Source organism: Bradyrhizobium sp. ISRA436 (genome assembly GCF_029910015.1).
Classification (GTDB): Bacteria; Pseudomonadota; Alphaproteobacteria; order Rhizobiales; family Xanthobacteraceae; genus Bradyrhizobium.
Genome location: NZ_CP094519.1, coordinates 5,458,769 through 5,472,110, shown reverse-complemented (window position 1 = coordinate 5,472,110; position 13,342 = coordinate 5,458,769). Strand labels below are relative to the sequence as shown.

9 protein-coding genes are annotated in these 13,342 nt (G+C 59.8%); 7 read left to right on the top strand and 2 right to left on the bottom strand.

Annotation, left to right across the window (positions count from 1 at the left end; all coding sequences use genetic code 11):
* Positions 1-1,957: 1,957 nt before the first annotated feature.
* Positions 1,958-2,473 (bottom strand): MarR family transcriptional regulator, encoded by a 516-nt coding sequence (locus MTX23_RS25770; RefSeq protein WP_280973012.1) that lies wholly within the window; start codon positions 2,471-2,473, stop codon positions 1,958-1,960.
* A gap of 782 nt (positions 2,474-3,255) precedes the next feature.
* Here MTX23_RS25770 and MTX23_RS25765 point away from each other — a divergent pair.
* From MTX23_RS25765 to MTX23_RS25735, 7 genes are all read left to right on the top strand, one after another.
* Positions 3,256-4,491, top strand: a complete 1,236-nt coding sequence (locus MTX23_RS25765; protein ID WP_280973011.1) for a sulfotransferase — start codon at positions 3,256-3,258, stop codon at positions 4,489-4,491.
* 275 nt (positions 4,492-4,766) lie between these two features.
* Positions 4,767-5,666, top strand: a complete 900-nt coding sequence (gene cysD / locus MTX23_RS25760) for a sulfate adenylyltransferase subunit CysD (RefSeq protein ID WP_280978191.1) — start codon at positions 4,767-4,769, stop codon at positions 5,664-5,666.
* Entirely contained in the window at positions 5,666-7,552 is a 1,887-nt protein-coding gene (cysN, locus tag MTX23_RS25755) for a sulfate adenylyltransferase subunit CysN (protein WP_280973010.1), read from the top strand. The genes cysD and cysN overlap by 1 nt, the downstream gene beginning before the upstream one ends.
* Positions 7,553-8,305: 753 nt before the next feature.
* A complete protein-coding gene (locus MTX23_RS25750; RefSeq protein WP_280973009.1) occupies positions 8,306-9,286 on the top strand; it encodes a zincin-like metallopeptidase domain-containing protein in 981 nt (326 codons plus the stop codon).
* A gap of 203 nt (positions 9,287-9,489) precedes the next feature.
* Positions 9,490-10,557: a toprim domain-containing protein gene (locus MTX23_RS25745; RefSeq protein ID WP_280973008.1), complete on the top strand. Its 1,068-nt coding sequence runs from the start codon at positions 9,490-9,492 to the stop codon at positions 10,555-10,557.
* A gap of 435 nt (positions 10,558-10,992) precedes the next feature.
* Positions 10,993-11,181 (top strand): amidase family protein, encoded by a 189-nt coding sequence (locus MTX23_RS25740; protein ID WP_280973007.1) that lies wholly within the window; start codon positions 10,993-10,995, stop codon positions 11,179-11,181.
* Positions 11,175-11,894: an amidase family protein gene (locus MTX23_RS25735; protein WP_348637579.1), complete on the top strand. Its 720-nt coding sequence runs from the start codon at positions 11,175-11,177 to the stop codon at positions 11,892-11,894. The genes MTX23_RS25740 and MTX23_RS25735 overlap by 7 nt, the downstream gene beginning before the upstream one ends.
* 463 nt (positions 11,895-12,357) lie before the next feature.
* Here the strand turns inward: MTX23_RS25735 and MTX23_RS25730 are convergent, their stop codons facing one another.
* Positions 12,358-13,197 (bottom strand): methyltransferase domain-containing protein, encoded by an 840-nt coding sequence (locus MTX23_RS25730; protein ID WP_280973006.1) that lies wholly within the window; start codon positions 13,195-13,197, stop codon positions 12,358-12,360.
* Between the last annotated feature and the right edge of the window lie 145 nt (positions 13,198-13,342).

The window sequence follows — 13,342 nt, the reverse complement described above, 5'->3', positions numbered from 1 at the left end:
TGCGAAGGTTGAATCGGCGATACCGCATGGAAGGGCCAGTAGTCGACTGCGTGGATACTCGTGTTGTCTCCGCGCCTGTTACTTCGTCATCGCGGCGGGGAGAAGCGCTTGTTCAGCGGCACATAAGTTGTATCCATTTCGCAGAAATGTCCTGCGCCATGGTTATGATGCCTCGCATCTCGTGTGAATCGTGCCGGTTAAGTAGCTGCACACAAAGTATATCACAGCAAGGCTGCATAGTTATATGGTGTATGTGTGAGCGGTGATCCAAACTACAGCGTGCGCTCCTGTGATTCCATGAGACGGGCCCATCTCTCAAAAAGGCGTCCAACACGATGGAAAAATGAAGGAAAGAAACAGGGAACTCCGGGGTCGGATCATTTTCAGGCGTTGTGCGATTCGTCCTCGCTCAATAGCGAGCGCTGCCCTGTTGAAGCCCGTAAACGCGGATTGCTGCGTTTGCAAATGCGTAGCCAAGTCGGGCCGAAACCTGACGAATTCACGCAACGCCGCAGCTGCCATTGATAATCGCTTTAGCTCTTGGGTCGCCAAAGCAGCGCGAGTTCCTGTGATTGATCGTCTTTTATGGGTCGTCGCTGCGGAAAAGTTGTGCTACAAGCCGCTCCTCTGAAAGGAGCATCTACTGTGAAGCAAGCAAAGAAGAAACGCGTTAAGCGGCGCGAGTGGACCAAGGCAGATATCAAGGAGCTCAAGGCCCATTCGAAGGCTCGGACTCCGGTCACAAAATTAGCAAAGATGACCAAGCGTACTGTCGGTGCGCTACGCCAGAAGGCCTTGAATCTCGGAATTGGACTCGGACATCTGCGATAGCAACTCCGTGTCGCGGAACAGAGTAGGGCGGCTCGCGAGCCGCCCTTGTGAGCGATTGGAGATTGTGTCTTAGACCTGACTGCAGACTGCGTTGTTGTCCGCCACTCGTCCTCTGCGTTGTCCCGCACCATTTTCTGTTTGAGCGGGGTAATCCTGGAAACCTGCGGACCCCCTGCCGTACATTGTTGAGTGGTCGAATTGCGAGCGAAGCAGCTTGCTTATCGGCTTCCTCACAAGCGTTTCGTTTTCTTCACATGCTGCCGAGTAATTTGCATCGCCGCGGCAATCGGAATGCTAAGGTTCACGGCGGCGGGGAGGCCGGCTTCGCTGGCCGTATCAGTGCAGCAGAGATGAGAGCATTGCTTCGCCGTCCATGCCGAGTTCGTCGTGAAATTCAGGATCGCACGAAATAGATCGATGTACCCAGTAAGCCAGTAAGAGGCTTCCGGATTCCATCCAGGAGACGCAAGCGGCGGGCGTATGACGTTCCCGCCGGGGTTCGGCGCAATAGTGCTGCACGGCCAATCCCACTTAGGCTGGAGGGCCCATATCCTCGAGGTTGAGGCGATTTGCTGATACCGCCAAGTGCGGATCCAATGGTTTCCGAAGACCCCGAAATCCGGCAAGGTGCCAGAATGGCGGAGCAATGTGATCGCCTGACCCGAATGCACCGGCTGTTATCTTCAGCCGATGCTTGCATCGACTCGACGGGATAGCAGCCTTCCGCGACACTAGGCCGAGGCGTAATGCGGCAAATGCTCAACAACCGTCGTCAGTCGCGCAGGCTCAAGAAGAGACAAATTCCGGAGCCGGCCATTCATCGAAGAGCCCGGTGGACCTGAAGTGTAGGTGAAAGCAAGCGCTGCGGATGGGTCTCCTGCTCGGTTTAAGTCCCTCGACGTCCCGGACGATACAGTGCACTGAGTAGCAACAAGAAAAGTGCTCGCGTGGCTTCATAGTTGGCGGCAGATCGGCTCCGTCCTGAGCATGTCATAATCGGCGCACCATCGATCGTGCAAACTGACCACAGCCAGCGTCGTCTGCGTTGCTTTAACAAAACGTCGAAAGTTGAAAGATCGGACACGGCATTTGTCCTCGTTATTTCTGAGGATCGTGCAACTGGTCCTCAGAACTCCAGGGCGATTTTCAAGCGAGCCTTTTCCAGACGACGCCTGACGGCGGCCAGCTTGCCAGCGAACTCGGCGAACTCCGCAGCGCTGAATTCGCCGAAAATGAACTCATCCAGTGCCTTCTGTTGCGTAGCAACGTTCGCTAGATGCTTGTAAGCTGTTTCCGTCAGCGACAGCCGCACAACCCGAGCATCGCTTGTGCAGGACTTGCGACGCACCAGGCCCTTTTTCTCCAGTGCCTTTGATTGGAGCGTGACGAATGAAGCGTCGGCGTGTATCAGCTTTGATACCACATTAACGGGAACACCATTCTCTGCCTTCAAATCTGCCAAGCCGACCAAGACCATCCACTGCGGCCCGGTAATGCCAAGCGCGTGCGCCAACAGTTGACGAACGTCCTCCAGGCATCCGTTGATGGATCTGATCTCCCATGAGAACTTTCGCACCATCTCCTGATGTTCAGCAATGGTACGACCCCGCGCTTTCGCGGAGCTGGGCGGATCCGACAGCATTGTAAATCAAGATGTCCTTCTCGATTGTTCTCTTACCGCGAATTGGGCGTGTGGGTAAATGGCAGCTTGCGGAAAGCGGATCAAATGCTTGGTACGATCTGGACGGAATAAGGGGCTGAACGGCACGCGATGAAGGAGGCAGCTGTACCTGCAGGCGAGTTCGCGACGTATACTAGCATCGAGCGTGCCTGCAAGCTCCTCGTGCGTTGACCTGGAGTGGGTATCCACGCGGAAGGCGATCTCGTTCCGCCTAGGTGAGATGCTTGCGAATATCTCGCGGCACCCGGCTTGTTGGTGATGTATCGGCTGGGCCTCCCGCGTGGTGAGTTCCTTGCATCGTAGCGCCTCGTCCACGCATCTCCGATCGTGTCGACCGTCTCTCCGTTCGACTAGCTAGCGATCTTGGAAGCAGCATCGAGGGCCGAGTCGTCCCGACAACAGATCCATGCGGATGAGCACTTGCGCGATAAACGTTCGTATAGTTTTTCGAAGCGATTCTATATCGGCTACTTATCTTCGTAGAATTGAACTCGCCGTTCTGTCTGCGTTAGCTCTGTAGGCCATCGGGCGATCCCGGGCCAGGACCTGAAATTGCTGACATCCGGCCAGGTCATCCGAGTTTGATGGCTCCCGGATGAAGAGTTGCAGCCGAAATCCTTCGTGCACGATGGCTCGGTCCGAGCGGTCCGCCTGTGTAGAATGCCGCGGCCACCATCATTTCTTTCCGGTGGGGAAGGGGTGGGCTGCGCTTGCGCTGTCCAAGGGGCAGAGGGAGCAGTATCATGAGCCGGGATGTTAATTGCGCACCTGCAGTCTGTTTTCTTCTCGGTCTTCCACGGTCCGGGACGACGCTGCTGGCGCATTTGCTCCAGCAGCATCCGGATATTGCGGCTCCGCCTGAACCTTGGCTCATGCTGGCGCTTGAGGCATTTGGCAGGTTGCGCCACGGTCATCCGGCTGGGTCATCACTGATTGAAGCCGCGGCCTCCGAATTCCTGGGTCGTATCGACCGCAATATGGTCAGCCGCGCTTTTGCAGATGCGGCATACGGTCAATATTTGGCTGCCGCGGGCAAGCGCATCATCATAGATAAGACCCCCCGCTATTGGATGGTGCTCGAATTTTTGGACGCGCTTTATCCGGACGCTCCGCAAATCCTCCTGATGCGCAATCCCTACGCCATTGCTGCATCCCTGAAGTCGACATGGGGAATTCCACTTCAGGCAGAAAACACTCGATCCGTCAGCGTCTCGTCTCTCGCTGATCTTATGCTCCGTCTACCCGACGGTATTGCGTCGGCGCTCGCCGACCTGGTTCTGGGCCTGCCCCGGCTCGCGGCGCACCGCGCTCGCCTACAGACGCAGGTCGTGCAGTATGAACTGCTGGTGGCACGTCCGGAGCAGGAAATACAGCGCCTGGTTGCTGGCCTCGGCTGTGAACCAATCAGCATTGGGGCGACTATGGAGCAAGCGGGCTATTTGCTGTCCAGCAGTTTTGGAGATCGAAAGATCCTGGAAAGAAGGACCATCGATGGCGGCTCCGTCCACGCGTGGCAAGCCCAGTTGAGCATCGAAGAAATGCAAACGGTAACCGATCTGGTCGGCGCCGAGCTCATGATAAAGCTCGGTTATGAGGAGGAGCTTCGGCATGCGCAACAAGCTGGAATCGTGGATAAGGGACGTGACGTAACTGAACTATATCGCCGGATATTTCGAATCTGGTGGGATTTGCGCACGTCCTCCGGCTTCCCAACCAACGCCGGCGAATTGACCTCCGTGGCTCGGCAGGCTTCAGACAATGCTTGCTCCCCGGAGTCGCAGCAAACATCCGAGACCATAGTCGAGGCGAGTGCGCGGCTGGAAGCTGCGATGGCGGCTCCGTTGCGCAACGCACTTTCAGCCTCTGAGGCCGCTCGAGGTACGCAAGTGGAGGCAATTCGCGATCGCGATGCCACGATCGCGGCGTTGCGGGCCGAGATCGTGCGGCTCGAGCAAAGCCTCAAGGGAATCGAGCGATGACCGATAGGCTTGCCATCAAACTGAACGACCTGACCTTTTGGTGATCGTTGTCTCGCGACGAAGCATGTCAACAAAACATCCGATGGGCTGGTCGTGGAGAGCAACGAAGGAGCGGCAGGACGTCCAGATAACTAGCCTTGCGACCGTCGCGGTATTTGACCCAATTGAAAGCCACGCGATATAGCACACCCGATCGCCGGAACGGCTGTGCGGATCGGAGCAAGTACGTCAATACGGGACTGAGCGAGCAGAGATCCTGCATCGAAGAAAGACATATGCTGCCGAAACATCTGCGCCGACTCGAAGCTGAATCGATCGAAATCATGCGCGACGTGGTCGCCGAGTTCAAAAAGCCGGTCATGCTCTATTCGATCGGAAAGGACTCGAGCGTCATGCTGCACATCGCGATCAAGGCCTTTTATCCCGCGAAGTTGCCGTTTCCCCTGCTTCACGTCGACACGACCTGGAAGTTCCGCGAAATGATCACGTTCCGGGATGAGACGGCCAAGCGGCTCGGCGTCGATCTGATCATCCATGTGAACAATGAAGGCATCGAACGCGGGATCAACCCGATCGTATCCGGTTCGGCTCTCCATACCCAGGTGATGAAGACCGACGCTCTGAAGCAGGCACTCGACCTCTACCAGTTCGATGCAGCCTTCGGCGGCGCACGACGTGACGAAGAAAGGAGCCGCGCAAAGGAACGAATCTTCTCTTTCCGATCAGCGCGTCATGTGTGGGACCCCCGCAATCAGCGGCCGGAGCTCTGGAATCTCTTCAACACGCGAATTCGTCAGGGCGAAACCATGCGCGTGTTCGCGCTGTCGAATTGGACCGAGCTCGACATCTGGGAGTACGTCATGTTCGAAAAGATCCCAGTCGTGCCGCTCTATTTCGCTAAGCGAAGGCCTGTCGTGCGACGAGGCAGTGCGACGATCATGGTGGACGACGAACGGTTGCCGCTTGAATGCAACGAAACCCCGGAGATGCGGATGGTCCGGTTTCGCACGTTGGGGTGCTATCCCCTGAGCGGAGCCATCGAGTCAGACGCGACCACGATCGAGGGCATCGTCGCGGAAATGCGCTCGGCAACGGCGTCGGAGCGTCAAGGACGCCTGATTGATACCGATGAGGCCGCTTCGATGGAAAAGAAGAAGCGGGAAGGCTACTTTTGATGGCTTCCACAATGACAACTGCACCCGTTGAGGCCGGAACAAAGGATCAGCTGCGATTCATCACCTGCGGTTCCGTAGACGACGGAAAGTCGACGCTGATCGGACGCCTGCTGCATGACGGCAAGATGATTCCCGGCGATCAGCTCACGGCGCTGGAACTCGATAGCGCCAAGCACGGCTCGGCCTGCAATGACATCGATTTCGCGCTGCTCGTGGACGGGCTCGAAGCCGAACGGGAGCAGGGCATCACGATCGACGTCGCCTACCGCTTCTTCACGACGTCGCGGCGCTCCTTCATGGTGGCCGACACGCCCGGGCACGAGCAGTACACCCGCAACATGGCAACCGGCGCCTCGAACGCCCAGCTCGCCATCATCCTGATCGATGCGCGCAAAGGCGTGTTGGTCCAGACCCGGCGCCACTCCTTTATCTGCTCGCTGCTCGGTATTCGCCATATCGTGCTAGCGGTGAACAAGATCGACCTCGTTGCATACAAGAAGGAGTGCTTTGATCGGATCGTCGGTGAGTACCTTGGCTTTGCCGCCGGTCTTGGCTTTACTTCGATCATTCCGATCCCGATTTCGGCCCGCTACGGCGACAACGTCGTGGACCGCTCCGCGCATACCAAGTGGTACCATGGTCCATGTCTGCTCGGGCATTTGGAGAGCGTCGATATCCAGTCCGACGCCGCAAGCCAGGCTTTCCGTTTTCCGGTCCAATGGGTGAACCGACCCGACTTGGATTTCCGTGGCTATGCCGGGTCAGTAGCCTCGGGGAGTATTTCGGCGGGAGACGAGATCGTTGTCGCCGCATCCGGACGAACGACGCGCGTCAAGCGGATCGTGACCCAGGCGGGTGACCTGCCCCGAGCCGAGGCTGGCGATGCCGTCACCCTTACGCTGGAAGATGAGATCGATATCAGCCGTGGCGATCTTCTGGCGCGGCCAGGCGAGCGGCCGAAAGTCGCTGATCACTTCGCCGCTTATCTGATCTGGATGGACGAGGAGCAACTCGTTCCGGGACGCAATTACATCCTGCGGATCGGATCGCAGACCGTGGCCGGCAACGTTACCGCAATCAGGCACCGGATCGAGGTCAACACATGTGAGCACCTCGCAGCCCGGACGCTTTCTCTCAACGAGATCGCATTCTGCAATGTTGCGACCGCATTGCCGGCCGTATTCGATCCTTACGATGTCAATCGGAAAACCGGATCATTTATCGTCATCGATCGTTACACCAATCGTACGGTTGGCGCGGGCATGATTGCGTTTCCGCTGCGGCGGGCCACCAATGTTGCCTGGCAAGCGGTTTCGGTGGGCAGGAGCGAGCGCGCCGCACTGATGAATCAGAAACCTTGCATCGTCTGGTTCACTGGCCTGTCAGGCGCGGGAAAATCGACAATTGCCAACCTCGTCGATCAAAAGCTGTTCGCAGCGTCGCGCCACACCATGCTGTTGGATGGCGACAACGTCCGCCACGGATTGAACTGCGATCTTGGCTTCAGCGAGGCTGACCGCGTGGAGAACATCCGGCGCGCCGGCGAAGCCGCCAAGCTGATGGCCGACAGCGGCTTGATCGTGTTGTGCTCGTTCATCTCGCCCCACAGGGCCGAACGAGATATGGTGCGAAACCTCGTTGCTGAGGCGGAGTTCATCGAAGTCTTCGTCGACACGCCGATCGAGGAATGCGCGCGGCGCGATCCTAAGGGTCTGTATGCAAAGGCGAGGTCCGGAAAGATCAAGAACTTCACGGGCGTCGATGCGCCCTACGAAGCGCCGACGAGGCCCGAAATTCACCTCAGGACCGTGGGGCAGACGCCCGACAAATTGGCGGAGACTGTCGTCGATTTCTTGGCGGCGCGCGGAATCATTGGCGGTCGCTAGCATCGGCACGCCCTGTAGGTCCATCACCGATTTTGCAGCACATGACTATCACCGGCATCCTGGCCCGGTCGGGTCGACTCGGGTTAAGCCGTGCTCATTGATCAGACGAACTGGCCGAAAGGAATAAAATGGTCGCACCCACCCGTGGACTGCCGACTTCCGGTTACGTGCTCGAAGTCGACGGCCAATTGAAAGCCGAATTCTCGACCCGAGATGGAGCCTGGGCACGAGCGGAGGAGCTTAAGGCGCGTCGTCCGATGCTTCAGGTCAGAATCTACAACACCCTGACAAAGGCCCGGGAGGAAGTCCGGCTTCCACGCGCTTGATTGTTCCGTAGACGTGTTTTTCCGCGCGTGCGGCTGGCGCCGCACCGGGCTCTCGAACCGAGCCACGCAGCGTCTCGGGCCAGCCGGCGTCGATCCCTCGCGCACCAATGAGGTATCCCCGTCGTGACTGGGCCCGGGCGATGACCTTCTGCCATACGCTGTGAACCACTTCGGGGAGAAGCAGTCGGTTCCGAATTCTCGCGACCGGCGGCGCCATGCTGGTCCTTTCCTCGTGGCCTCGTTTTTGCCGGCCGCTCGGCCGGAGCGCGAACAGATAGACGGTTCAAGAGGCAGGCTGCCGGTCTGCCCGCGAACAAATCGGCACCGAGGGCCGCAGCTGCAGAGCAGAGTGAGAGGAGCGCCCGCTTCGCCGTGACGGGTTTGTAGCCGCGAGAGAGTCTCGCGACGCCCGTCGCGGAGACTCGCGATGAAGCGAAATCCTTCCCGGGCGCGCGCCGGCCAGGACCGGGCCTGCCTCTATGACGAAATCACCGATAAGATCATCGCCGAACTCGAAGCCGGCCATGTGCCGTGGGTTCAGCCCTGGAGGGCGGCGACGGACGGGGCGCCGCCGGCCATGCCGAGAAACGCCGCCACCGGACGCCGCTATGGTGGCATAAACATCCTGCTTCTCTGGAGCGCAGCGACGGTGCGCGGATTCGCAGCTCAGAGCTGGATCACCTTCCGTCAGGCGCTGTCGCTTGGCGGTCACGTCCGCAAAGGCGAGCGCGGCGCTACTGTCGTTTATGCCGATCGTTTCGTTCCGGCCGACGAAAAACGCCGTGCATGCGAGGCCGGCGATGAAGCGCAGGCGATCCCGTTTCTGAAACGTTTCACTGTCTTTAACACGGATCAGTGCGACGACTTGCCCGCGGAGATTGCGACGTGCGCGACACCTCCACCGCCGGGTATGATCGAGCCGACCGTCGACAATCTGATCAAGGCGATCGGCATCGATTTTCGCATCGGCGGCGACCGCGCCTTCTACGTTCCGGCCGAAGACTACGTGCAAGTGCCGCCACCGGCGGCCTATTTCGAACCGATCAATTGGCACCGCACAGCCTTGCACGAGATCGGTCACGCCAGCGGCCACCCCTCACGCCTCAATCGTGATCTCAGTGGTTCATATGGCACCAGGAAGTATGCCTTTGAGGAACTGATCGCCGAACTGAACGCGGCTTTCTGCTGTGCCTCGCTCGGGATCACGCCGACTGTCCGGCATGCCGATTACATCGCGTCATGGCTTGAAGTGCTGCGCGAGGATAATCGGGCCATCATCCGCGCGGCAAGCCAGGCCAGCAGGGCCGCGGATTACATTCTCGGCTTTTTGCCCGATTCCGACGTGGACATCGCAGCAGAAGGCACGGATTCACGTGGCTTGAAGCCTCACTTTACGGGCGAAGAGTGAGAGGAGGCGGGCGGGTTTCCGCGACGGGTCGGAGGTCGAGAGAGAGGCTCTCGGCTGCCCGTTCTGGAGAACCGAAATGATGATGGCTGTCCGAAACGACTACGGCGCGTTCGGCGTGCTGGCGCCCGGCAGGCAATATCGAAACCACGCGGCAACGGTTGTGCAAAGTTGTCAAGGAGCATCGGTAAACGGGAGGTCCGGTGATGCCGCGTGACGCTGCCGAGCTGGCGCGCCGCCTTGCCCGTGATGCCGAGGCGGTATGCCGCCATTACCTGTCCAACGGACGGCGCCAGGGCCGCTACTGGACGGTGGGCGACGTTCGCAACACGCCAGGCCGGTCGATGTTCGTCCGGCTGAGCGGACCGGAATCCGGTCCCGGCGCCGCCGGGCGCTGGACCGATTCCGCCTCGACCGAATATGGCGATCTGCTTGACGTGATCCGCGAGAGCTGCGGATTCATCGACTTCCGCGACGTCGCCGATGAGGCACGACGCTTTCTGAGTCTGCCGCGCGCCGAACCGCGCCGCAGCCCAAAGCACGTGGGCACGCCTGTCCCCGCCGGATCGCCGGAAGCAGCGCAGCGGCTCTTCGCGATATCGCAACCGATCACAGGTACGCTCGCGGCAGCGTACTTGCACCATCGCGGCATTACGACGTTGCACGACACCGCATCGTTGCGCTTCCATCCGCGCTGTTACTACCGGCCGGATGAGCACAGCACAACCGAGACCTGGCCGGCGATGATCGCCGCCGTCACCGACCTTGAGGGCAAACTCACCGGCGCGCACCGGACCTGGCTCGACCCTGACGGATTCAGCGAGGCGACGCTCGGCAAGGCGCCGATCGACACGCCACGACGTGCCATGGGCGGTCTGCTCGGCCATGCCGTCCGCTTTGGCGCGGCCGACGACGTCCTCGCTGTCGGCGAAGGCATCGAGACGATGCTGTCGCTGCGCTGTGCGCTGCCTGCCATGCCGATGGCTGCCGCGCTCTCGGCCAACCACCTTGCCGCCTTGCTGCTTCCGCTGACGCTGCGCCGCCTCTACATCGCCCGCGATGCCGATGCCTCAGGTGACATGGCGCTCGCGGCATTGACCGAACGCGCCGAAGCGGCGGGCATCGAGGCGCTTGCCCTGTCGCCGCAGACGGACGACTTCAACGAGGACCTGCGTGCATTCGGCCTCGGCGCGCTGCAAGCGGCACTGCGCATCCAGCTCGCGCCACAGGAGGTCGTTCGTTTCATGCTCTTCACTGAGGCCGAGGCGGATTGACCGATCGGCCTCCGGCGCCGCCGGCAATTGGGCAGATCATGTCGTGTTGTAGTGTTGCGGACTGCCGTCCATATTGGACGCTGGAGCGCACAGCCGGATTTGCCCACCCCTGCCGACTTGCGCGGTGCAGCAAGTCGGCAGCTATCCGGGGTACACGGGTCGTGGCACTGACGCATTCCGGAAGGCAGCACATGACCCAATGCGGGCCTCCCTATCAATGCTATAATATGGGCATTCACTTAGACGGCGGAGTGAGCACACTGTGACGGCTCGAGAAGGCAACACGGCTAACGATAGCCTGATTGACCTTACGGCAACGGCCGCAATTGACTTGATGCGTCGAGGCGACGTCTCTGCGGAGCATTATGCGAAAGCTCTGTTGGAGCGGGCTCGAAGTTTTCTGACCTTAACGCCTTTCGAACGCTTGATCCCGAAATGTTGCTCGAAGCTGCTCGCGCTGCCGACATAAGGCGCAGGGCAGGCGGCGTGCTTGGCAAGCTGCACGGACTGCCCATCCCCGTGAAAGACAGCATCAACACGCGCGACTTCCCGACCTCCAATGGCACCCGTGCCTTGCGCGATTTCAGGCCCAAACAGAACGCAGCCGTTTCGAGCCACTGCTGACCGAGGGCGCAATCGTGATGGGAAAGACAAACCTGCACGAACTCTCGTTTGGCTGGACAAGCAATAATGAAACCTTCGGCAGTGTGTGCAACCCCTATGACCGCGCGCGGATTCCGGGCGGCAGCAGCGGCGGATCGGCCGCAGCGGTCGCCGCGCGCATTGCGCCACTGGCAATCGGCGAGGATACGTTCGGGTCGATCAGGGTGCCGGCAACATGTTGCGGGCTGGCGGGCTTGCGGCCGAGCTTTGGTCGCTACCCCGGTCAGGGCATCATGGCGCTGACCGACAACAAGTTTGATCAGGTCGGTCCGCTGGCGCGCGCCGTCGTCGATCTCCTTCTGTTCGATCGCGTCGTCACCGGCGACGACACGGCGCCGACCGCGACGCCGTTGCGCGGTGTCAGAATTGGCCTGTCGTGCGATCATCTCCTCAGCGGCCTCGACCCGGAGGTCGGGCGCGTTGTCACTGAAGCGTTCGGCAAGCTCCGTGAGGCCGGCGCGACGCTGGTGGAGGTCGCCACCCCCGATGTTGTGCGGGCGGCTACGGACATTGGAGGGACGATCCTGATCAGCGAACTCGTCCAGGGGGTCGCGAGGTACTTGCAGGAGCAGGGGACTGGCCTGACCCTTCGAGGCAATGTTTGCGCAAGTCGGCCCTTCGATGAAAACATACATCGAGACTCGAGCGCTGCCACCGAGCAGACCCAGTCGTGAGGCTTATGAGGCAGCGCTGGCCAGGCGCGATCAACTGAAGGCTACCGTCCGCGATTGGTACAGCCAACACAATATTCTGATGCTTGCACATCCCGTGGTCATGGGTCTCCCACCGAAGATGTCTGACCGAAGTGAAACCGAGGTCGGCGGACAAAAGTGTCGCGATCGGGCGCAACATCGCCTTGGGAGTCTGTGCAAGCATGTCTAGCTTGGTTCTGCCAGCCGGTGAGACCCCCAGTGGTCTGCCTGTCGGATTGGAATTTGACGCATTGAGCGGACAGGACCGGGAGCTGCTGTCCGTCGGCTTATCGCTTGAGGCAACGTTGGGCCGCGCCAACCGGCCTCCTCTGTTGGGGTAGCCGCCTCGCCGCATGGATCGTTGTAAGTCTCCACGATCGACCCAACGAAATGCTATGCCAAGCGACCGGCATCACGTTGCTCCATCGGAAACAGATCGGATCTATTACTGTCGCGGCTTTACCCCGCTTCCAAGAATGGCAGGCATGGGGACCCGGAAGCGGTCCCCGTTTCGGAACAGCTGATCCACGCCTTCAGCGACGGCGACGTTGATTGCCGAGAGAGCAGCGCTGTCTTGAGCAAGAAGAAGGGCCCTTATCCTTACCCCTCCCTGCAACGCCAGATTGACCAATCCGGTCGCAGTTTTCAGCAGCAGCGTCTGAGCCACAGTAGTTGCAGCGACATCGGAGAAGTCCACTTGCGCAAGCGCGGCCTTCATATCCTCCGGATCGCCGAACTGGAAGAAATCGGGACCGTGCGGCAGGGGAACGTCAACACGCCCGTGAGCTTTCACCGTCCCCAAGATAAGGCCGAAGCCATTGGCTGGTGAGGGTCGTTCCCAAACGCTGATCGCCACGCGGCCGCCGGGACGAAGGACACGATACATTTCCGCCAAAGCGCGGTCCGGCTCGGGCACATGGAGTAAACCGTAGCCGCAAACAACGGCATCGAACATATTGTCGGGATATGGCAAATCTTGCGCGTCCCCTTGGCGACAATCGACCGAAGGAGCGTTCCGGCGGGCGGCGGCGACCATGGCCTCTGAAAAATCGACAGCTGATACCTTCGCACCGCGCTCCGTAGCAGCCAGCGCGAGCACGCCGTGTCCCGTGCAGACATCGAGCACGTCACATCCGCGAATGACCCCAGCTGCATCGAGCGTGACATCAACCGACTGCGCCGTCAGCGGACCAAAGACAGCTTCGTAACCCTCGGATACTGCGTTCCATCCGCTTCGTTCAAAGTCTCGAAAAGCGTCCGGCTCGTTCGACACCTGAATTGGCATGTTCTGAACCCCGATCAGAGTTTCTTGGTGGCGTTTAGAAAGAGCCGCGGCAGTCGAAGATATCACCAACCAGAGGCAACGAACAGAAGCTGGGAGGTATCGGTGACTTCGGAAGGGCGACTGACCATTCCTGGCCCAACTCGGA

Bases quoted from the DNA above. Each gene is read 5' to 3' on its own strand.
- cysN (WP_280973010.1), top strand. From the start codon at position 5,666: ATGGCTTCCACAATGACAACTGCACCCGTTGAGGCCGGAACAAAGGAT.
- MTX23_RS25745 (WP_280973008.1), top strand. From the start codon at position 9,490: ATGCCGCGTGACGCTGCCGAGCTGGCGCGCCGCCTTGCCCGTGATGCC.
- cysD (WP_280978191.1), top strand. From the start codon at position 4,767: ATGCTGCCGAAACATCTGCGCCGACTCGAAGCTGAATCGATCGAAATC.
- MTX23_RS25770 (WP_280973012.1), bottom strand. From the start codon at position 2,473: ATGCTGTCGGATCCGCCCAGCTCCGCGAAAGCGCGGGGTCGTACCATT.
- MTX23_RS25765 (WP_280973011.1), top strand. From the start codon at position 3,256: ATGAGCCGGGATGTTAATTGCGCACCTGCAGTCTGTTTTCTTCTCGGT.
- MTX23_RS25730 (WP_280973006.1), bottom strand. From the start codon at position 13,197: ATGCCAATTCAGGTGTCGAACGAGCCGGACGCTTTTCGAGACTTTGAA.
- MTX23_RS25750 (WP_280973009.1), top strand. From the start codon at position 8,306: ATGAAGCGAAATCCTTCCCGGGCGCGCGCCGGCCAGGACCGGGCCTGC.
- MTX23_RS25740 (WP_280973007.1), top strand. From the start codon at position 10,993: ATGTTGCTCGAAGCTGCTCGCGCTGCCGACATAAGGCGCAGGGCAGGC.